The sequence below is a fragment of the Planomonospora parontospora genome (genome assembly GCA_014647935.1).
Lineage (GTDB): Bacteria > Actinomycetota > Actinomycetes > Streptosporangiales > Streptosporangiaceae > Planomonospora > Planomonospora parontospora.
The window spans coordinates 39,393-57,662 of record BMQD01000015.1; the positions used below are offsets into that span (position 1 = coordinate 39,393).

General features: G+C 72.1%; 19 protein-coding genes and 1 pseudogene. 8 read left to right on the plus strand and 12 right to left on the minus strand.

All coding sequences use genetic code 11. The features are described 5' to 3' along the window. Positions 1-112: 112 nt before the first annotated feature. Complete coding sequence (locus IEZ07_RS22665; RefSeq protein WP_191896566.1) at positions 113-1,201, minus strand: NAD(P)H-dependent flavin oxidoreductase; 1,089 nt, start codon at positions 1,199-1,201, stop codon at positions 113-115. Then, complete coding sequence (locus tag IEZ07_RS22670; protein WP_373868876.1) at positions 1,201-1,803, minus strand: flavodoxin family protein; 603 nt, start codon at positions 1,801-1,803, stop codon at positions 1,201-1,203. The genes IEZ07_RS22665 and IEZ07_RS22670 overlap by 1 nt, the downstream gene beginning before the upstream one ends. Before the next feature lie 101 nt (positions 1,804-1,904). Between IEZ07_RS22670 and IEZ07_RS22675 the strand changes: the two genes are divergently transcribed. Next, on the plus strand, positions 1,905-2,516 hold the full coding sequence (locus IEZ07_RS22675) for a TetR/AcrR family transcriptional regulator (protein ID WP_191896568.1): 612 nt from the start codon (positions 1,905-1,907) through the stop codon (positions 2,514-2,516). 247 nt (positions 2,517-2,763) lie between these two features. After that, positions 2,764-3,609, plus strand: coding sequence for an alpha/beta fold hydrolase (locus tag IEZ07_RS22680; RefSeq protein ID WP_191896569.1), 846 nt, complete (start codon positions 2,764-2,766; stop codon positions 3,607-3,609). Between the two features lie 69 nt (positions 3,610-3,678). On the opposite strand, the gene IEZ07_RS22685 is transcribed toward IEZ07_RS22680, so the two are convergent. Continuing rightward, entirely contained in the window at positions 3,679-4,161 is a 483-nt protein-coding gene (locus IEZ07_RS22685; RefSeq protein ID WP_191896570.1) for a class I SAM-dependent methyltransferase, read from the minus strand. 205 nt (positions 4,162-4,366) lie between these two features. Then, positions 4,367-4,789 carry a VOC family protein gene (locus IEZ07_RS22690; RefSeq protein WP_191896571.1) on the minus strand — a complete coding sequence of 141 codons (423 nt, stop codon included), beginning with the start codon at positions 4,787-4,789 and terminating at the stop codon, positions 4,367-4,369. 157 nt (positions 4,790-4,946) lie between these two features. On the opposite strand from IEZ07_RS22690, the gene IEZ07_RS22695 reads away from it, so the two are divergent. Further along, positions 4,947-6,011 (plus strand): helix-turn-helix transcriptional regulator, encoded by a 1,065-nt coding sequence (locus IEZ07_RS22695; protein WP_191896572.1) that lies wholly within the window; start codon positions 4,947-4,949, stop codon positions 6,009-6,011. Between the two features lie 110 nt (positions 6,012-6,121). Here IEZ07_RS22695 and IEZ07_RS22700 read toward each other — a convergent pair whose 3' ends face one another. After that, on the minus strand, positions 6,122-7,330 hold the full coding sequence (locus IEZ07_RS22700) for an RNA-guided endonuclease InsQ/TnpB family protein (protein ID WP_191896573.1): 1,209 nt from the start codon (positions 7,328-7,330) through the stop codon (positions 6,122-6,124). A gap of 162 nt (positions 7,331-7,492) precedes the next feature. Between IEZ07_RS22700 and IEZ07_RS22705 the strand changes: the two genes are divergently transcribed. Beyond that, the gene (locus tag IEZ07_RS22705) at positions 7,493-8,041 is read left to right on the plus strand and encodes a DUF488 domain-containing protein (protein ID WP_191896574.1); all 549 of its coding nucleotides are present in this window, start codon (positions 7,493-7,495) and stop codon (positions 8,039-8,041) included. A 224-nt stretch (positions 8,042-8,265) separates the two neighbouring features. Here IEZ07_RS22705 and IEZ07_RS22710 read toward each other — a convergent pair whose 3' ends face one another. Then, positions 8,266-8,979 (minus strand): LysR family transcriptional regulator substrate-binding protein, encoded by a 714-nt coding sequence (locus tag IEZ07_RS22710; protein WP_239320519.1) that lies wholly within the window; start codon positions 8,977-8,979, stop codon positions 8,266-8,268. 54 nt (positions 8,980-9,033) lie between these two features. Here IEZ07_RS22710 and IEZ07_RS22715 point away from each other — a divergent pair, with 54 nt between their 5' ends. After that, positions 9,034-9,399 carry a DUF5997 family protein gene (locus tag IEZ07_RS22715; RefSeq protein WP_068900849.1) on the plus strand — a complete coding sequence of 122 codons (366 nt, stop codon included), beginning with the start codon at positions 9,034-9,036 and terminating at the stop codon, positions 9,397-9,399. Here IEZ07_RS22715 and IEZ07_RS22720 read toward each other — a convergent pair. Next, positions 9,396-10,331: an MBL fold metallo-hydrolase gene (locus tag IEZ07_RS22720; RefSeq protein WP_239320516.1), complete on the minus strand. Its 936-nt coding sequence runs from the start codon at positions 10,329-10,331 to the stop codon at positions 9,396-9,398. The genes IEZ07_RS22715 and IEZ07_RS22720 overlap by 4 nt on opposite strands. A gap of 48 nt (positions 10,332-10,379) precedes the next feature. Between IEZ07_RS22720 and IEZ07_RS22725 the strand changes: the two genes are divergently transcribed. Beyond that, positions 10,380-10,880 (plus strand): MerR family transcriptional regulator, encoded by a 501-nt coding sequence (locus tag IEZ07_RS22725; protein ID WP_191896575.1) that lies wholly within the window; start codon positions 10,380-10,382, stop codon positions 10,878-10,880. Between the two features lie 35 nt (positions 10,881-10,915). Here IEZ07_RS22725 and IEZ07_RS36345 read toward each other — a convergent pair whose 3' ends face one another. Next, positions 10,916-11,446 carry a sensor histidine kinase gene (locus tag IEZ07_RS36345; protein ID WP_373868877.1) on the minus strand — a complete coding sequence of 177 codons (531 nt, stop codon included), beginning with the start codon at positions 11,444-11,446 and terminating at the stop codon, positions 10,916-10,918. 18 nt (positions 11,447-11,464) lie between these two features. After that, a pseudogene (locus IEZ07_RS35875) lies at positions 11,465-12,175 on the minus strand (GAF domain-containing protein); the annotation flags it as partial. 275 nt (positions 12,176-12,450) lie between these two features. Between IEZ07_RS35875 and IEZ07_RS22735 the strand changes: the two are divergent. After that, positions 12,451-13,701, plus strand: a complete 1,251-nt coding sequence (locus IEZ07_RS22735) for an EAL domain-containing protein (protein WP_204054577.1) — start codon at positions 12,451-12,453, stop codon at positions 13,699-13,701. Positions 13,702-13,910: 209 nt separating this feature from the next. On the opposite strand, the gene IEZ07_RS22740 is transcribed toward IEZ07_RS22735, so the two are convergent. After that, positions 13,911-14,588, minus strand: coding sequence for a class I SAM-dependent methyltransferase (locus IEZ07_RS22740; RefSeq protein WP_191896578.1), 678 nt, complete (start codon positions 14,586-14,588; stop codon positions 13,911-13,913). 163 nt (positions 14,589-14,751) lie between these two features. Then, the gene (gene abc-f, locus IEZ07_RS22745; RefSeq protein WP_191896579.1) at positions 14,752-16,413 is read right to left on the minus strand and encodes a ribosomal protection-like ABC-F family protein; all 1,662 of its coding nucleotides are present in this window, start codon (positions 16,411-16,413) and stop codon (positions 14,752-14,754) included. A gap of 460 nt (positions 16,414-16,873) precedes the next feature. Here abc-f and IEZ07_RS22750 point away from each other — a divergent pair, with 460 nt between their 5' ends. Next, a complete protein-coding gene (locus IEZ07_RS22750) occupies positions 16,874-17,629 on the plus strand; it encodes an MBL fold metallo-hydrolase (RefSeq protein ID WP_191896580.1) in 756 nt (251 codons plus the stop codon). 103 nt (positions 17,630-17,732) lie between these two features. Here the strand turns inward: IEZ07_RS22750 and IEZ07_RS22755 are convergent, their stop codons facing one another. Then, positions 17,733-18,236, minus strand: a complete 504-nt coding sequence (locus IEZ07_RS22755; RefSeq protein WP_191896581.1) for a hypothetical protein — start codon at positions 18,234-18,236, stop codon at positions 17,733-17,735. Positions 18,237-18,270 lie beyond the last annotated feature (34 nt).

Below are 18,270 nucleotides of genomic sequence, written 5' to 3' on the forward strand. Positions count from 1 at the left end.
GACGGCCGCAGCCTGTGCTGACTCGGTGTCCCGGTTCAGTGGATCCGCTCCGGCAGTGCCCACGCCGGCGACGCCCGCGATCACCCTCCGGCCCGGCCTCCCCGGGGAGGCGTCACCGGCCGTCGCCCATGATCCTCTCCGTCTCGGCGAGCAGCCGCCCGATGTAGTCGCGGGCCGTGCCCGCCCTGGCCAGCGGTGCCGCCTGGCCCGCCCACAGGTTCACCAGGTCGGTCAGGCCGCGGCGGCCCGCCTCCCGGCGCAGGCCCAGCATCAGCGTGTTCTGCACCGGGTAGGGCGGCACCTCCGCCTCGAAGGCCGCCATCTCCCGGACGAACCGGTTGGGGATCGCTCTGGCCAGGCGTCCGGAGAACAATCTGGTGAGCACGGTGACCCGGGCCGCGGGGGTGTGCAGAGCGGCCTTGTGCAACGTGCTCGCTCCCGACTCCCGGGTGGCCAGGAAACCGGTGCCGATCTGCACACCGTGCGCGCCGAGGGTGATCGCCGCGGCGACGCCGCGCCCGTCGGCGATCCCGCCCGCGGCGATGACCGGGACCGAGACGGCGTCGGCGATCTGCGGGACGAGGGAGAACGTGCCGACCAGTGATTCGCCCACGGGCCGCAGAAAGGCGCCCCGGTGCCCTCCCGCGTCGCTGCCGGAGGCGACGATGGCATCCAGTCCCGCCTGTTCCAGGGCGATCGCCTCGTCCACGGTCGTCGCGGTGCCGATCGTCGGAATGCCCTTGCGCCGGGCTTCGGCCAGGACCCGTGCGGGCGGGACGCCCATGACGAAGCTGAGCACCGGGGGACCGGCCGCGAGCAGCGCGTCCGCCTGATCGTCGAAGTCCTGCCCGGCCGGGTGGCCGGCCTCGGGCGCCGGCAGGCCGAGTTCTTCGAAGTAGGGCCGGAGCCGGTCGACGTCGGCCGGTGTCGCCCGCAGCTGCGCCTCGCCGGGGTGGGGGACCCAGAGATTGACCGCGAAGGCTCGGGTGGTGGCGGCCTTGAGCGCGGTCACCAGGCCGGTGAGCTCGTCGGGAGTGAGGATGTGCCCGCCGTAGGACCCGAGGCCGCCCGTCTCGGACACCGCCGCCGTCAGCGCGACGGACGACAGGCCGCCGCCGAAGGGGCCCTGCACGATCGGGTGGTCCAGGCCGAGCAGCCGCTCCAGCCTGCCGCCGGACCATGCGGGAGTGCTCGTGCTCATCAGGCGGCCGTCCCGTCCAGGGCGCGGCGACCGGAGGCGAGCCGGAGCGCGGTCTGGGCGACCCGGCGGCCCAGGTGCTCGGCCGTGCGCAGGTCGGCGAGGGAAGGGGCGGTCTCAGGACCCGCGTCGGAAGGCGACTGCGCCATCGCGCCCAGGAAGCCGCCGAGCCGGTTGAGGTCGTCGTCGCGGCCGTCGGCGCTGTACAGCCAGCCCGGCGGCAGACCCAGGGTCACCCAGGTCATCCCGTGCTGGGCGGCGAGGAGCGCCATGGAGGTGAGCGTGTTGAGCTTGTCGCCGTTCACCCCGGCCGAGTTGGTGAAACCAGCGGCGACCTTGTCGCGCCAGCCCATGTCCACCCAGATCTTGGCGCTGGCCTCGGCGAAGGCCTGGAAGGCGGCCGACTGGCTGCCCATGTAGGTCGGAGAGCCGAAGATGATGGCCTCGGCCCCGCTCAGCCCTTCCCACAGTCCGTCGGTCAGGGAGGTGACGTCGTGCAGTTCCGCCCGCACGCCGGACACGGAGCGCGCGCCGTCTGCGGCGGCCCGCGCCTGGCGCGCGGTGTGGCCGTAGCCGCTGTGGTAGGCGACGGCGACAGTGATCAAGTCAGGCATGATGCCCTTTCTGGTTCGCAGGTGCAGCAGGAGCTTATAGACGACCGGTCAACTATGTCCAATCGTAGTTGACCGACCGTATACTCTCGGTTATGGGACGATCGAGCACCGCCCGCGAACGGCTTCTCGACGCCGCCTGCCAGCTCATGCTGAGCAGGGGGTACGGCAGCATCGGGGTCGCGGAGATCTGCGCGCGCGCCGACGTGCGCAAGGGCAGCTTCTACCACTTCTTCGAGTCCAAGCAGGCGCTGACCATCGCGGTCGTCGATGCCCACTGGCAGGCGCAACGATCGGCCTGGACCGCCGTCCTGCGCGAGCCGGTGCCCGCGCTCGACCGGCTGGAACGGCTCTTCCGCGAGCAGGTGGAGGGACAGCGCCGGACCAAGCTGACCGCAGGGGCGGTGCACGGCTGCCTGCTGGCCAATCTGGCGCTCGAGCTGAGTCAGCAGGACAGCCCGGTCCAGGAACGCCTGGAGGAGATCTTCGCCGAGCAGGTCGGCCTGGTCCAGGCCGCCCTCGACGACGCGGCGCACGAGGGGGCCGTCCCGCCGCCGCGGCCGAGCACGGCCCGCTCACTGGTGGCCCAGCTGGAAGGGCTGGTCCTGTTCGCCAAACTGAGCAACGATCCGGAGGTCCTGAACGATCTCTGGGAGCAGGCCAGGCTCCTGCTGGGCGTGGCCGAGGACCTCTCCCCCACCGCATAGACCGGCCGCACCGGCTCCTGCCCCCTCGCGCTCACGGCGCTCCAGGGCGGCCTTCCTCACTTGACCTTGACACCGTGACAAGGGCTTCACTGTCGCCGAGGAGGCGTCCCCGATGCCGTGCCGGAACAGGACGTGGCGGCGGCCGGTCCTGCTCTGCGCACCCCGCCGCCTGGCCGGACGGATCCGGCCAGGCGGGGTCCGTCCCAGATCTCGACGCGCTCGACGCGCGACCGGAGGTGCAGCCGCCATGACCGTGATCTACAAGTCCGAGGCCGGCGAACGCGAGCTTCGCGACCGCTACCGGAAGGTGCTGGACACCTGGCCGGTTCCCGCCGAGCACGTACGGGTGCCGACCCGCGAGGGCGAGACCTTCGTCCTCGCCTCCGGTCCGCAGGACGCGCCGCCCCTGGTGCTGCTGCACGGCTCGGGCGCGAACACGTCGATGTGGCGGGCGGACGTCGCCACCTGGTCCCGGCGCTTCCGCACGTACGCCGTCGACCTCGTCGGCGAGCCGGGCCTGAGCGCGCCCTCACGCCCGGCCCTGGACTCCGACGCCGTGGCCCTCTGGCTGGACGACGTACTGGAAGGGCTCGGGATCGCCGGCGCCGCGTTCGTCGGCGCGTCCCTCGGCGGCTGGACGGCCCTCGACTACGCCATCCGCCGCCCGGAACGGGTCACCCGCCTGGCCTTGATGTGCCCCGGCGGCGTGGGACGGCAGAGGGTCGGCTGGATCCTCAAGGCCCTGCTGGCCCGCCCGTTCCGACGCGGCGGACTGCGCGAGTCGGCGATCGCCGTCGCAGGCCTGGACCCGGAGAGGGACCGGCAGGCGCTCGACGCCGTCGTCCTGACGTTCACGCACTTCAATCCGCGCCGGGAGAGGCTCCCGGTCTTCCCCGACGACGCGTTGCGCGGCCTCACCATGCCCGTACTCGTCATCGTGGGCGGCCGTGACGCCATGTTCGACTCCCACCGGACCGCGCGGCGTGTCCGTGAGTGCGTCCCGCACTCGACCGTGAACCTGCTCCCCGAGGTCGGTCACGCCGTCTTCGGCCAGGCCGAGCCGATCGCCGAATTCCTCACGGCCCGGGGATGAGCCGCTCCCCGCCGGCGGCCCGGGGGGACGCAGAAATAAGGTGGGGCCCGATGACACGGACCGCTGGGGTTACGAAGGGTCGTGGTGAACTCTGCCCACCAGGCACACCAGGCCGGCCGAGCGGGAGGTCCGTCCGGTCAGCACGGTGACCGCAAGGCCGCACGCCTCCATCGCCGGTGTCACCGCAGCGACGATCTCCTTCACCCTTCCCGGGTGCGGCGGCTCCCAGCACAGGTGGAGGCTCCCGCCGGGAGCGAGCCAGCGGCGCAGGGCACCCAGCTCCCGGACGGGGTCCCGGGTCCAGAACAGGTTGACGTTGATCGAGAAGATCCGGTCGAAGGAACCGGCCGGGAACGCGCTCTCCTCCAGCGCGGCCACCAGGAAGTTCGCCCTGCCGGCCGCCACGTCCCTGCTGTTGCGCTGCGCGGCCGCCGCGATGGCGGCGGCGGACGGGTCGATCGCGGCGAGCGATCCCTCCGTGAGGCGGCCGAGGACGAGTGCGGCCGCGAGGCCGCGGCCGCATCCGATCTCCAGGACCCGATCGGACGGCATGAGATCCAGTGTCCCCACGGCCCAGGAGATCCGCTCGGGTATCGGTTGTCCGGTCATGGACACATGATCGCTGAAACCGTGACTCGAGGATCGGCGTCCGGCGCGTCAGGTCGGCCCGCCGGCCCGCCCGACGAGCGGACCGGGACCGGGCTCGCGAGCTCCGAGAGCGGTGGTCGGGGAGCCGACGGTGCAGGCCTCGCCACGGTCAGCCGCTGTACGGGGCCGTGACGTCCAGGACCCAGACGACGCCGAAGCGGTCCTTGAGCATCCCGTAGAGCGGGGCCCACTGCGCGGGCTCCAGCGGCTGCACGACGGTCGAGCCGACGGCCAGTTTGTCCCAGAGCGCGGTGATCTCTTCGGTGTCGTCGCCGCGCACGGAGACGAAGACGGCGTTCTCGCCCGGGTTCCACGGCGTCCGGGAGGGCACGTCGTAGGCCATGACGCGGAAGCCGGTGCCCGCGACCACCTGGCCCCACATCACCCAGTCCGCCTCGTCCGGATTCTGCACGCCGCCCGCCTCCTTGTAGGTGACGGCGACGACGTCTCCGCCGAAGACGGAATGGTAGAAGTCGAGCGCTGCGCGGGCGTCGCCGCGGAAGTTCAGGTGCGTCGTGGTCGTGATGGGCATGAGGGCTCCAGCCTTCGATCGGTCGGACGAGCGCCGGACGGGCTCGTGCCGGAAGCGGGCGGGCACGCGGTGCCGCAGTGGCCGCCTGCGCCGGTGACCTCACACTTCCACCGGTACAGGACAGGGTGTGTCCTGTACTTGAGGCAGGATGAGTTTCATGCCGAAGACGTCCGCGCGGCTGCTCGCGCTTCTCTCACTGCTGCAGACCCGCCGTGACTGGTCGGGTGAGGACTTGGCCGCGCGGCTGGACGTCAGTACGCGCACGGTCCGCCGTGACGTGGACCGTCTCCGGGACCTCGGTTACCCGATCACGGCTTTCAAGGGGCCCGACGGCGGATACCGGCTGGACGCCGGTTCGCAGCTGCCCCCGCTGCTGTTCGACGACGATCAGGCCGTCGCCCTCGCCGTGGCCCTCCAGACGGCCGCCGCGACCGGCGCCGGCATCCAGGACGCCGCGGAACGCGCCCTCAACACCGTCCGGCAGGTCATGCCCGCCCGGCTGCACCACCGGATCGACATGCTCCGGGTCACCGCGGTCACCCCGTCCGACGCGCGCCCGGCGCAGGCCGACAGCCGGGTGCTCATGGCGATCAGCACCGCCATCCACGCCCGCGAGGAACTGCGCTTCCACTACGCCCCCGCCTTCCGCTCCGCCTCGGCCCAAGGCCAAGGCCAAGGCCAAGGCCAGGACCAGGACCAGGGTGCTGCGGACCGGCGCCGGGTGCAGCCCCACCACCTGATCACCTGGCGAGGCCGCTGGTACCTCCTCGCCTGGGACACCGACCGTGCCGACTGGCAGACCTTCCGCGTGGACCGCATCTCACCCGGCAGTCCCACCGGTCCCCGCTTCACCCCGCGAGAGGTGCCCGGAGGTGACGCGGCGTCCTTCGTCACCGGCAGGTTCCGGGGCTCCGGCGGGCCCGCCGACTGGCCCTGCCGCGGTGAGGTGATCCTCGACCTGCCCGCCGCCGACGTGTCCCCCTACATCCACGACGGAGCCGTCGAGGAAGTCGGCCCGAACCGCTGCCGGCTCGTCCTGGGTTCGTGGTCGTGGAACGGCCTGGCCGCCGCCGTCGGCAGGTTCGACGCCGACATCGAGGTCGTCGGCCCGGCCGAGCTCAAGGCCGCCTTCGCCCACCTGGCCCGCCGCTATGCCGCCGCCGCTCCGGCTCCGGCGCCGGCGCCGGCGCCGGTGGACGACGGCTCGACGGCCGAACACTGATGGCGGCATACCCTCGGGTCTCCTTCGGCGCGGCCAGGACCGCCGAGCGATCCTGGCCGGAGACACGCAGCGCTCTCGTGGCACTCTGATGGCTTGACATCCTCCCCGCCCTAAAGGACGGGGATTCCGGCGGTCGCCCGCCGGGTTTCCTGCTTCACAGCCTGCCGCCCCGAACGGAGATTCCCCCGTTGAGGTCTTACGCCAGCTCCACAGGCGGACACCGCCAGCCCGGCGGCCAAAATGTTGCGTGCCGCATTCACGTCACGGTCGTGCACGGTGCCGCACCGGCACGTCCACTCCCGTACGTTCAACGGCAGCTTGTCAGCGATGGCTCCGCACGCCGAACAGACCTTGGACGACGGGTACCAGCGGTCGATCACGACCAGGTCCCGGCCGTACCACTGAGCCTTGTAGGTCAGCATGGAGCGCAAGTCATGCCAGGCCGCGTCGCTGATGGCGCGGGCCAGGCTGCGGTTCTTCACCAGGTTGCGGACGGTGAGGTCCTCGATCACGACCGTTTGGCTCTCACGGACGAGCCGAGTGGTGAGTTTGTGCAGGAAGTCGCGGCGGCGGTCGCCGATGCGGGCGTGGATGCGGGCGACCTTGAGCCGGGCCCTGGCCCGGTTCGCGGAGCCCTTGTCCTTGCGGGCCAGTTTCCGCTGGGCGCGGGCCAGCCGCTTGCGGTCGGCGCGTTCGTGGCGGGGGTTGGCGACCTTCTCCCCGGCCGACAGGGTGAGCAGATGAGTCAGACCGGCGTCGATGCCGACCGCCGCCGTGGTGGCCGGGGCGGGTTCGATGGTGTCCTCGCACAGCAGGGACACGAACCAGCGGCTTGCGCTGTCGCGGGACACGGTCACGGTCGACGGGGAGCGCCCCTCGGGCAGCGGCCGGGACCAGACGATGTCCAGCGGGGCGGTCATCTTGGCCAGGGTGAGCCGACCGCTCTCGAAGCGGAACGCGCTGGGGGTGAACTCGGCCGAAGCACGGGACTTGCGCTTGGATTTGAAACGCGGGTACCTGGCCCGCTTCTCCCAGAACGCGGAGAACGCGCCCTGAAGATGGCGCAGGCACTGCTGCAACGGCACAGAGGAGACCTCGTTGAGGAACGCCAGGTCCTCGGACTTCTTCCACGCGGTCAGCATCGCGCTGGTCGTGTTGTAGTTCACCCGTTCCTGCCGCTGGTACCAGGCCTCGGTACGGGCCTGCAGCGCCAGGTTGTAGACCTTGCGTACGCACCCGAACGTCCGGTTCAGCAGGTCCGCCTGCTCCGGGGTCGGGTAGAAGCGGAACTTGAACGCCCGCTTCACGCTTGAGGTCATGCTCACAAGGCAGCGCACTGGTTTGGAAGCGATCTTGTGCGCTGGTTCCGGGCGGTGGACGCCCATCCGCCTTGACGGCGGATCGGCTATCGCCGACCTGCTCCGCAGGGGTTCCGTTTCCTCTCCAGTCTGAAGGCCGGAGTATCCACGGAAGGACATCTGATGACATCGACGGACCCGCCCCTCCTGACCTTCGGGCACGGGACGGCGGACCGGTCGCGGATCCTGGAGGTGCTCCACGACGCGGGAGCCGGCCTGCTCGTCGACGTCAGGCGCTTTCCCGGCAGCCGTCGCCACCCGCATGTCGCCCGGGACGCCCTGGCTCGGTGGCTGCCGGCCGACGGCATCGCGTACCGGTGGGAGCCGCGGCTCGGTGGTCGGCGCCGCGTGGCCTCGGCGGAGTCCTCGCCCGACTCCTGGTGGCGGGTCGAGGCCTTCCGCGCCTACGCGGCCCACTGCCGCTCCCAGGAGTTCGGTGAGGCGATGGCGGCCCTGCTGGACGAGGTGAGAGCCACCAGGCCGGGGGCGACGGTGGTGATGTGCAGTGAGACGGTGTGGTGGCGCTGCCACCGGCGTCTCATCAGCGACGTGGCCGTGCTGGTCCACGGCCTGCCCGTCGAGCACCTCGGCCACGACGGGCGGCGGACCCCGCACCCGCCGTCGGCCGGAGCACGCCTCACCGCCGCCGGTCTCGTGTACGACCGGCGGTGACCGCCGGGGCGAGCTCTCGGGACATGCCCGACCGGTCGTTCTCGTGCGCGCTGCCGCATGCCCCGCCGGTCCGGGCCCGGCGGCTCCAGCGGCACACCGCCGAGGACCGGTCAGCCCGGCGCGAGCGGGTCGGCGAACTCCAGCCCGGCTCGTCTCCCATGTCCTCCTCCGACAGGCGGAGAACCGCTCCGGGGGTCTCGCCGGCCGCCGCCGGGAACGACGGTTCAGCGGGGCCGGTGGCCCTTCCCGCCCCGGCCGGTCTGCGCGCCCCGGCGGCCCGACCCGCCCGGGGCGGGGCTCCTCTGCTGCTTCCGCGCCTTCCCCGGGGCAGGGGCGGGGGCACGGCCCCGCGAGCTGTTCACCGTACGCCCGCGGACGATGCCGATGAAGTCCTCCACCAGCTCGGTCGTCGCCTCCGCGGGCCAGGCCAGCGCGATCTGCGACTGCGGCGTCTCCGCGACCGGCCGGGCGGTCAGGTCCTTGCGGTGGTACAGGCGCGCCAGCGACTGCGGGACCAGCAGCAGCCCGGCCCCCGCCGCCACCAGCTCGACCGCCTCCGCGGTCGTGTCCGGACGCGTGAAGGCCGGCAGCCCCGGCGGGGCCGCCCACCCAAGGGTGTCGTCCATCGGGTGGAGCACCTCGTCGTCGGCGAGATCGGCGACGGTCACCTCGTCGGCGGCGGCCACCAGGTGGTCCTTCGGCACCACGACCACGGTGGTCTCGACGTAGAGAGGGATCACGCTGAGCCCTTCGCGGTCCACGGGCAACCGCACGAAACCGGCGTCGGCGCCGCCGTCGTGCAGGAGCCGCACCGCCTCGGCGGCGGCGACGGGGACCAGGGTGAGCGGCACGTCGGGCACCCGCTCGGCCCAGACTCCGGCCCATTTGGCGGGCGTCACCCCGGGCACGTAAGCCAGCCGGAACTCTCTGTCAGTCACCTCCTCAGAGTACCGATGTCAGGGAAAGCGGCTTCGCACCATACCCTTGGCACCATGACCAAGCTCAAGACCACCCAGACGATGAAGCCCGCGACCGCGGCCAAGAAGCTGGGTGTGCTCCTGGAGGCCACTCCCGCCGAGTTCCAGGAGGGAGTCGTCTCCAGGGACGAGCTGAACGCACTGCAGGCCACTCCGCCGGCCTGGCTGACCGAGCTGCGGCGCAACGGGCCGCACCCCAGGCAGGTCGTCGCCGTGAAGCTGGGCGTCTCCAACTCGGGCCTGGCGAGGGGCGGCATCACCGGGCCGCTCACCACCGCCGAGATCGACGCCATCAAGGCGGAGGACCCCGAGTGGCTGAAGCACGAGCGGTCGGTCCAGGCCGAGGTGCGCAAGGAGGCGCAGCGCCTCAAGCAGCGTTAGGAGCCGTCCGGAGTTCGGACCTCCACGCGGCCGGCCGCCTGACCCGTCTTCTCCGGATGGTCGCTCGGATACCGCGTCGGCGCAGGTAGGAGCGGTCGGCATGGGCCGCGTGAAACCGCCGCATCACCACGTTCCCAGCTGTAGCGGGCCAGTTCCCACGGGTCGTGCGCGGAGAACACCTCGACCTCGCCCCCGTGGTCGCGCACCAGCTCGCGCAGCCGGGCCTGGGTGCCGAGCCGCAGGTCGCGGTGCACCTCCGAACCGGTCTGGACGATGTCCATCAGCGGGTGCGGCTCCTTCAGCGCCTCGAGCTCACGGTGGTAGTAATAGGCGTCACCGCAGTGCAGGAGCCACCGGTCGCCGCCGTGCACGGCGACCCCGGTATGACCGGCGGTGTGCCCGCCGAGCGGGATCAGCTTGATCTCCGGCGGCAACCCCTCCGGCTGCACCGCGGTGAAGCCGAACCACTCCTCCCCCGGTACGGGAGAGTAGGCAACCCAGTCGGGACCATGAGCCCAGTGGGCGGGACGGTAGCGGAAGCTGGGCGCCTGGGCCAGTGCCGCCTCGAGTTCGGCGGCGAGCACATGGACCCGTGCGCCAGGAAAGTCGGGAAGGCCGCCGGAGTGGTCCACGTCCAGATGGGTCACGATGATGTGGCGCACGTCGGACGGCGTGTGGCCGAGCCGGGCGATCTGGCGGACGGCCGTCTCCTCCTCGTCCAGGGCCGGTTGTGCCATCTCGACCCATTCGGCACCGAGCATGCCGCGCGGGTCCCGGACATCGCCGAGGCCGAGGCCGGTCTCGACCAGCACCAGGCCGGCGGCGTCGGTTTCGACCAGCAGACAGTGGTTCACCGCGGGTGCGGGCTGCGGGCCGTCGTAGGTGGCCTCGATCGTCCGGACGGACCCGCAGTTCAGGTGATGGATCTTCATGGCGTCTAGACTGCGACTTGAATCGCGGTTCAAGTCAAGGGGGCGTCGATGAACGAGGGTTCGCTGGATATCGCCGAGGTGGCGCGGCGGTCCGGGTTGGCGCCTTCGGCACTGCGGTTCTACGAGAAGAAAGAACTGATCACCTCCGCGGGACGCAACGGACTCCGCCGCACCTACCGGCCGGACGTGCTGGAACGCCTGGAACTGATCACGTGCGCACGTGGCGCCGGATTCTCGATCGCGGAGATCAGCCGGTTCCTGGTGGCCCGGCCCGGCGACCCGGACCTGCGTGTCCGCATGGCCGCCAGGGCACGCGCCCTCGATGAGCAGATCGGCCGGCTCTCCCGGCTGCGCGACAGTCTCCGGCACGCCGCCGTCTGCGATCATGAGCCGATCGTCGAGTGCCCCGACTTCAAACAGGCCATCGGCAACGAGCCCGCCGGGCGTGAGGACGGCCATCGCGGTCCGGTTCACACCGCCGGAGCGGATGTCATGGCACGTCCGAACGGGAGCAGATCCAACCCGGTGAACCTAGGCGGTCAGAGCTAGTCGGCCGATGGGACCGGCGGTCCGGTCCGCCGGTGTCATGATGGGCCGTCGGCGGTCGGGAGGGTGAAGGTGAAGCGGGCGCCGCCACCGGGATTGTCGGTGGCGGTGATGGTGCCGCCGTGGCGTTCGACGATCCGCTGGCAGATGGCCAGGCCGAGCCCGGTGCCGGTGTAGCCGGTGGCGGCCCGGTGGAACCCGGCGAAGATCGCCTGATGCTCACCCGGAGGAATGCCGATACCGCGGTCGGCGATCTCGACGCACACCCGGCCGTCGCCGGTCCGCGTCCCGGTGATGTCGACGTGGGCGGCGTGTCCGGGCGGGGTGTATTTGATCGCGTTGCCGATCAGATTGGTCAGCAGCTGGCGGATCATGGACAGGTCGGCCTCGACGGTCGGCAGCGGGCCGATGTACACCTGCGGTTCGGATGCGGATGCGGTGGAGCGGATCGCACTGCGGTGTTCCTCGACGATCTGGTCGGCCAGGGCGGTCAGGTCGACCTGGACCGGAACGAGGGTGGCGTCGCGGGCGGTGGCGTAGGTGAGCAGGTCGTCGATCAGGTGGCCCATCCGGGCGGAGGCGGTCAGCGCCCGTTTCAGCAGGTCGGCGGGGTGCTCTCGGCCCGACTGGTCGGCCAGGGCGTCGTGGGCCAGTTCGGTGAAGCCGCGCACCGCCGTCAGCGGGGCCTTCAGGTCGTGGGCGACGACGCCGGCGAACATCTGCAGTTCGGCCTCGCGCCGCCGGGTCTGCTCATACAGCCGGGCGTTCTCGATGGCCACGCCTGCGGCGGTGGCCAGTGCGACGACCACGGCCTCGTCCTCGTCGGTGAACGTCTCGCCTCCGGTTTTCTCGGTCAGGTACAGGTTGCCGAACACCTCGCCGCGCACCCGGATGGGCACGCCCAGGAAGCTGCGCATCGGCGGGTGGCCCTCAGGAAAGCCGTAGGAGTCGGCGTGCTCGGCGAGGTCGGCCAGCCGCAACCGCTGAGGCTTCCTGATCAGCAGCCCGAGCAGCCCCTCACCGTGCGGCCAGTGATCCACCCGGGCGATGTCCTCGGCGCTCATGCCCACCGGGATGAACCGCTCCAGCGTGCCGCCCGGGCCGATCACGCCCAGCGCCCCGTAGCGGGCTTCCACCAGCGTGGCGGCCGTCTCGATGATCCGCCGCAGCATGGTCTCCAGGTCCAGGTCGCTGCCGACCGCGATCACGGCCTCCAGCAGGGCGTGGACCCGGTCGCGGGCGGCCAGCACCGTCTTCAGCCGGTCCTGCAACTCGGCCAGCAGGTCGTCCAGCCGCATCGGAGGGATCAACGGCTCATCCACACCCGTGCTCCTTGCCCTGGTCAGCGCTGACCTTCCTGCCTGGGTGTTGGTGTTCCCCCATCTCAAGGAACGCATCCGCGTCATGTCCAACGAGCGACCGCCGATGAGTCGCGCTCATATCAGGCGGTCGAACCCTTCGTCAGCGGACTCTAAGGTCGGGCCGTGCGGTGTCGATAGGTGTTCCGTCAAGGTCGGGACTCGTGCAATGGATGGGGCGGATGGCGCCGAAAAACTGGAGCGCCGGACGGGACATGCGCGATGATCCGGCCACGCTCATCCTGCGCGTGCTCGACGAGCGCGCGGTCTTCCCGCTGTACCAGCCGATCGTCGACCTCACGACGAGGAACATCGTCGGTGTCGAGGCGCTGGCGCGCGGTCCGGCCGGCTCTCCGCTGGAGTTCCCGGACGCTCTGTTCGCGGCGGCCACCCGGGCCGGCGTGATGCCGCTGCTGGACCAGCTGTGCGCCACCCGGGCCATGGAGATCGCCCGGGACGCCGAACAGGAGGTTCCGCCGCTGCTGTTCTTCAACGCCGAACCGGCTGCGCTGAACCATCCGTTCACCCCTGAGCTGTTGGCCGTGGCGCTGTCCGAGCGGCCGTACCGGGCCGTGCTGGAGTTCACCGAACGGGCTCTGGCCGACCATCCGGCGGCGTTGCTGGACATCGCCGCCGCCGTGCAGCGGACCGATGGGGCGCTCGCCCTGGACGACGTCGGTGCCGACCCGCTGTCGCTGGCCTTCCTGCCGCTCATCGAGCCGGAGGTGATCAAGCTGGACATGCACCTGCTGCGCGACCCGTACGCCACGGGCACCATCGCGACCGCCGCGATCGTCAGCGCCCACGCCGAGCGCACTGGGGCGGTGGTGCTCGCCGAAGGCATCGAGACCGAGGACGACGCGGCGACCGCGCGGGCGCTCGGCGCCCGTTGGGGACAGGGCTGGCTGTTCGGGCGGCCCGGCGGGCTCGGCGCGCTCGCCGGCCGGCCGATCGACCATTACGCCCGGCTGCGATCGCCCCGGCCGAACCTGCACCTGCCCGACGGGACCCCGTTCAGCACGGCCGCGGTGCGCAACCACAGCCGGGTCGGAGATCAGACGATGATCGACGGCCTCATCGACCACTTGCTGTCGCTGGCGGCGAGCGCCGGCCCGCACGCGGTGGTGCTCGGCGCGTATCCGGAACCGGCCGTCGGCCGGGCCTGGCTGCCTCGCCTGGCGTCGCTGGGCGACGAGGTGGCCTTGGTCGGTGTCGCCGGCCCCGGGCCGATCGCCGCCGCTCCGCATCCGGTGCGGGTGGCGGTGACCCCGGCCGATGCCGAGACGGTCCTGGCCGTGGTCGGCCCGCACACCGCAGCCGCCCTCTGTGTGCGGCCGGGCGCCGGTGACGGGGTGGATTTCGTGCTGACCCACGAGCCTGACCTGGTGCACGCGATCTCCCGCATGCTGATGCGGCGCCTGGACAGTGCGGCCGAGCGGCTGGACCCGCTCGCCGCCGGCCGGTAGGCCGGGCCCATCGGCGCGGGTGAACACCGCTCCCCCGCCGCCGGCTCCAGCGGGTGACGGTCCGCCTGCGGATCTCATGGGCTTCGCGGCGCGCCGAGCGGCAGGAGCGGCATGCGGCCCCGCCCGCGCCGGTCCCTCGCCCGTGCGCCGGCGGCCGGCGAGAGCGGGGACCGGCGCGGCCGTTCCGGACCGTGCGGGAAGGCCGCGGGTCAGCGGGGTACGGCGCGCACCCACTCGCGGTCGTCGTCGAGGAACCCGGAGAGCGTCAGACCGGCCCGGCCGAGTTCACGGCCGAGACGGTCGTCGTCGAGGCGGCGGCTGACGAAGGTGTGGGTCCAGCACCGTTCGCCGATGACGTACTCCATGGTGGCCTTCAGCAGGCCGGGGCCGGGGCGGCTGACGTCCTTCATCCGGACGGTGCCGCCGTCGCCGGTCCGGCGTTCGGACGGCCGGACGGTGTCGTACCACTCGGGGGGCTTGCGCTGCAGGATCACGCAGCCGTCGTCGGCGACGTGGCGGCGGCAGGTGTCCAGGAACGCCGCGCGCAGGTCGTCGTCGGCGGTCTCGACGACGAACGACATCAGCAGCACCAGATCGAAGGTCCGGGACAGGGCCAGGGACTGGATGGGAGAGCAGACGGTCTCGGCTCCGGTGATGTGGGCGAGCATCTCGGGAGACTCGTCGACGGCGACGACCTCGTGCCCGAGTTCCAGCAGGGGACGGGTGATGCGCCCGGCTCCTGCACCGAGTTCGAGGATGGCCGCCCCGAGCGGGACGGCGGCGTGGATGAGTCCGGGCTCGCCGCCTGCGGTGAGGGTGGCGTAGTAGTCGACCGCGCACCCGTCGGGAGTGATCGGTCCTGGTCCCGTGCCGTGGTAGATCTCCATGCCTCCCAGTCTGGGCGCCGCGGGCGGCCGGAGCGCGGCCGGAACGAGGACGGAACACGGACGGGCGTCCGGAAGGCGCGCGGCGGCCCGTGCGGTCCGGTGGCCGGGACGGGACCGTGCTCCGCGTCGACGGCCCTCCGACCGGGGAGCGGGCTCGTCGCGGTCATGCGGTCACCTGCGGCGGTACCGCCCTGCCCGCGTCGAGTTCCAGGCGGGAGCCGGTGAAGGCGTCCCGCATGCGCCGGTCGTGGGTGACGATGACGAGCGAACCCGGGTAAGCGGTCAGAGCGTCCTCCAGGTCGTCCATCAGGTCCGGGGACAGGTGGTTGGTGGGTTCGTCCAGCAGCAGCAGATCGGTCGGTTCGCTGATGATGCGGGCGAGTTCGAGCCTGCGGAGCAGGCCCGGGGAGAGGGAGCGGACCGGCGAGGCGAGCCGGGTGGCGCGGAACAACCCCAGCGCGAGCAGCGCGTCGGCGTGCTCGGCCGGATCTCCCGGCCGGCCCGCCGCGAACGCCTCCAGGACCGTGCCTCCGCCGTACGCCGTGCCGTCGTGCTGGCGCAGATGACCCACGCGGGGCACCCGGCGGACCGTGCCGGTGTCGGGGGCGAGCTCGCCGGCCAGGACGCGCAGGAGCGTGGTCTTGCCCGCCCCGTTGGGGCCGGTGACCAGCAGCCGTGCTCCCGGTTCGATGCGCAGCGATTCGACGTGCAGGCGTTCGCCGACGCGCACATCGGTCAGCTCCACGAGGGGGCCTGCGACGTCGGCGGCGGTGGCGTGGGCTCTGACGTGGGGGGTGAACCGCAGAGGAAGCGGCGGCGGCGGAACGGGGTTCAGCCGGAGCCGTCGCAGCCGTTCACGAGCACCGCGGATCCTGCTCATCGCCCCGTGCGCCCGTGATCTGGCGCGGAACGCACCCGCCCCGCTGAAGGCGGCCGGCGCCTTGCGCGGGATGGCGGCCAGCCGTTTCGCGTGGGAGTCGGCCAGACCTTCCTGGCGGGTCACCTCGGTGCGCCACTCCTGGTGCTCTCGCGCCCAGCGTGCCCTGGCCGCCGCCTTGGCCGCCAGGAATCCCGTGTAGCCGTTGCCGTAGCGGTGCACGGTGCGCAGATCGTGGTCCACCTCCACGATGGTGGAGGTGGTCCGGTCCAGGAGCAGCCGGTCGTGAGTGACCGCGACCAAGGTGCCCCGGTGGTTCCGCAGGTGGTTCTCCAGCCAGGCGACGGCCTGGTCGTCGAGGTCATTGGTGGGTTCGTCGAGGAGCAGCACCTCGGGGGCCGCGGCCAGGGTCGCGGCCAGCGCGAGCCGGGACCTCTGTCCGCCCGACAGGGTGCCCAGTGGGCGGTCGCGGTCCAGCCCGGGCAGGCCGAGCGCGTCCAGCATGATCTCGACCCGGGTGTCGGCCTGATATCCCCCGCGGGCCTCGAACAGGGCGACCAGGTCGCCGTAGCCGGTCAGCTCGGCGGGTGTCGCATGATCCAGTCCGAGCTCGGCGCGGCGTATCCGGCGCTCCAGATCGCGCAGGTCCGCCAGCGCGAGATCGACGGCGTCGCCGACGAGGGCGGTTGCGGGCAGATCCGAGGCCTGGGCCAGGTAACCGACGCCACCGGGCGCCGCGACGGTGACGGAGCCGTTGTCGGGGCGGCTCCGTCCGGCGAGCAGGCGCAGCAGAGTGGACTTCCCGGAGCCGTTGTCTCCGATCACCCCGACCTTCTCACCGGGCTTGACCGTGAGGGAGATCTCGTTCAGGACGATCGTGTCGTCATACCGCTTGGTGACGCCGGACAGGACGAGCCGGGTGTCGGACGAGGGATGACCGGTGCGCATATGAGCGACCTCCTGATGTCGGGACGGTGGCCGGACGGTCGTGGGCGGAGCCGGCGGTCCGGCGGTTCCGGTTACGGAGAGGCCGGTTCCGGAGCCGGTCAACCGGCGGCCTCCCGGGCGATCCGAGGGATAGGGCATGTCCGGGGTGTGCACATGCAGTATTCCGATCTGCCGCTTTTTTCGAGACGAACCGTATCGTCTCGATTTACGACGGTAGCGGCTTGTCCTCATCCCGTCAAGACGGTCCGTCTCGTCTAGCTCCTTGCGCGGTCCGGCGACATCGGATTCCCGAGGGCCGGGTCGAAGCGGGCCGAACCCGAAGGGCCGGGCGTGAAGCTCGTCGGCTCGGAGGAGTCCGCCGACATGGTGCGCGACTTCCTGTGACACCGGGGCGCTGGCGGGGCGGTCCGCCTCCGTACCGGCGTTGTCCGGATCGTCCTCCGGGGGCCACCATGTGCAGATGAAGATCCATCACCTCAACTGCGGGACGATGACCCCGCCGGCCGCGCCGCGCATGGTGGCCCACTGCCTGCTCCTCGAGACCGCACGCGACCTGGTGCTGGTCGACACCGGCTTCGCCCTCGGCGAGGACCGTCTGGAGGCGGCCTTCCTGCGCACGGCCCGGCCCTCCCTCGACCCCGCCGAGTCCGCCGTGCGGCAGCTCCGAGACCTGGGACTGGATCCCGAGGACGTGCGCCACATCGTGCTCACACACCTGGATCCCGACCACGCCGGCGGGCTGCGGGACTTCCCGCACGCCCGCGTCCACGTGCACGCCGCCGAACTGGCGGCGGCCACCCGTCCTGGCGGCGGCTTGGCCCAGCGACGCCGCTACCTGCCCGCCCAGTGGGCACACGGCCCCGACTGGGCCCCCTACGACGACGCCGGGGAGGAGCTGTACGGCCTGCGGGCCCGTCCGCTGGACGGCGTGGAGGGCGTGGCGCTGGTCCCGCTGGCCGGGCACAGCCGGGGACACTCCGGCGTGGCCGTGGACACCGGGGACGGCTGGCTGCTGCACGCCGGCGACGCCTACTGGTTCCACGGAGAGCTCTCCGCACCGTCGCACTGCCCGCTGACGCTGCGCCTCGCCCAGCGGCTCGTCGCCGTCGACCACACCCAGCGGCTGGCCAACGTGGCCCGGCTGCGGGAACTGCCCGAGCAGATCCAGGTCTTCAGTGCCCACGACGCCGCCGAACTGACCCGATACACCGGGTGAACGGGCGGGCTCGCCGCCGCCATCGGCGGGGGCGACGCAGGGGTGGGGTCGACGCAGGGGTGGGGTCGACGCAGGGGTGGGGTCGGCGGACGCCGGCCGGGCGTTACGGGGTGGTCGGCCGGCAGGTGTCGGCCAGGAGCCGGGCCAGCCGGGCGGCGAAGGCTCCGTCGTTCTGCAGGCGCTCGTTGAAGGTGTCCGTCTGTGCCTCCGACAGGCCCGGGTGGTCCGGGATCGCCCGGTAGGCCTCGGCCATCTGCGCGGGGTCGGCGTAGACGGTCGACTGCACCCGGCACAGGTGACCGGCGTGGGAGGTCAGGAAGAGATCCTCCGGTGTCCGCTCCGCGGCCGGCCGCGGGGCGGTGACCGGAGCCGCGGCCGGCCGCGGAGCGGTGACCGGAGCCGCAGCCGGAGCCGCGGTGGCCTGCCGTCCGACCACGCCGGTGGCGTCGGACAGGAGCATCACGAGGGCGGCCGCGGCGAGCGCGGACAGGATCGCGACGACCGCCACGACGGCGCGGCGCTTGCCCGCTGAACTGTTCGCGGACGGCTGCGGCCGCTCCTGCGGGGAGGTCGCGGAGGCCGGGGCGGTGCCGGTGCGGTGCTTCACGTCGGGTTCCTCCTGCAAAGGGCTCGGACGGTGG

What these genes read in the sequence shown, in the direction of transcription:
- IEZ07_RS22695 (WP_191896572.1), top strand. Translation starts at nt 4,947, where the DNA reads ATGCCGAAGACGTCCGCGCGGCTGCTCGCGCTTCTCTCACTGCTGCAG.
- IEZ07_RS22740 (WP_191896578.1), bottom strand. Translation starts at nt 14,588, where the DNA reads ATGGAGATCTACCACGGCACGGGACCAGGACCGATCACTCCCGACGGG.
- IEZ07_RS22680 (WP_191896569.1), top strand. Translation starts at nt 2,764, where the DNA reads ATGACCGTGATCTACAAGTCCGAGGCCGGCGAACGCGAGCTTCGCGAC.
- IEZ07_RS22720 (WP_239320516.1), bottom strand. Translation starts at nt 10,331, where the DNA reads ATGAAGATCCATCACCTGAACTGCGGGTCCGTCCGGACGATCGAGGCC.
- abc-f (WP_191896579.1), bottom strand. Translation starts at nt 16,413, where the DNA reads ATGCGCACCGGTCATCCCTCGTCCGACACCCGGCTCGTCCTGTCCGGC.
- IEZ07_RS22735 (WP_204054577.1), top strand. Translation starts at nt 12,451, where the DNA reads ATGCGCGATGATCCGGCCACGCTCATCCTGCGCGTGCTCGACGAGCGC.
- IEZ07_RS22675 (WP_191896568.1), top strand. Translation starts at nt 1,905, where the DNA reads ATGGGACGATCGAGCACCGCCCGCGAACGGCTTCTCGACGCCGCCTGC.
- IEZ07_RS22685 (WP_191896570.1), bottom strand. Translation starts at nt 4,161, where the DNA reads ATGCCGTCCGATCGGGTCCTGGAGATCGGATGCGGCCGCGGCCTCGCG.
- IEZ07_RS22705 (WP_191896574.1), top strand. Translation starts at nt 7,493, where the DNA reads ATGACATCGACGGACCCGCCCCTCCTGACCTTCGGGCACGGGACGGCG.
- IEZ07_RS22715 (WP_068900849.1), top strand. Translation starts at nt 9,034, where the DNA reads ATGACCAAGCTCAAGACCACCCAGACGATGAAGCCCGCGACCGCGGCC.
- IEZ07_RS22700 (WP_191896573.1), bottom strand. Translation starts at nt 7,330, where the DNA reads ATGACCTCAAGCGTGAAGCGGGCGTTCAAGTTCCGCTTCTACCCGACC.
- IEZ07_RS22725 (WP_191896575.1), top strand. Translation starts at nt 10,380, where the DNA reads ATGAACGAGGGTTCGCTGGATATCGCCGAGGTGGCGCGGCGGTCCGGG.
- IEZ07_RS22665 (WP_191896566.1), bottom strand. Translation starts at nt 1,201, where the DNA reads ATGAGCACGAGCACTCCCGCATGGTCCGGCGGCAGGCTGGAGCGGCTG.
- IEZ07_RS22690 (WP_191896571.1), bottom strand. Translation starts at nt 4,789, where the DNA reads ATGCCCATCACGACCACGACGCACCTGAACTTCCGCGGCGACGCCCGC.
- IEZ07_RS36345 (WP_373868877.1), bottom strand. Translation starts at nt 11,446, where the DNA reads ATGGGCCACCTGATCGACGACCTGCTCACCTACGCCACCGCCCGCGAC.
- IEZ07_RS22750 (WP_191896580.1), top strand. Translation starts at nt 16,874, where the DNA reads ATGAAGATCCATCACCTCAACTGCGGGACGATGACCCCGCCGGCCGCG.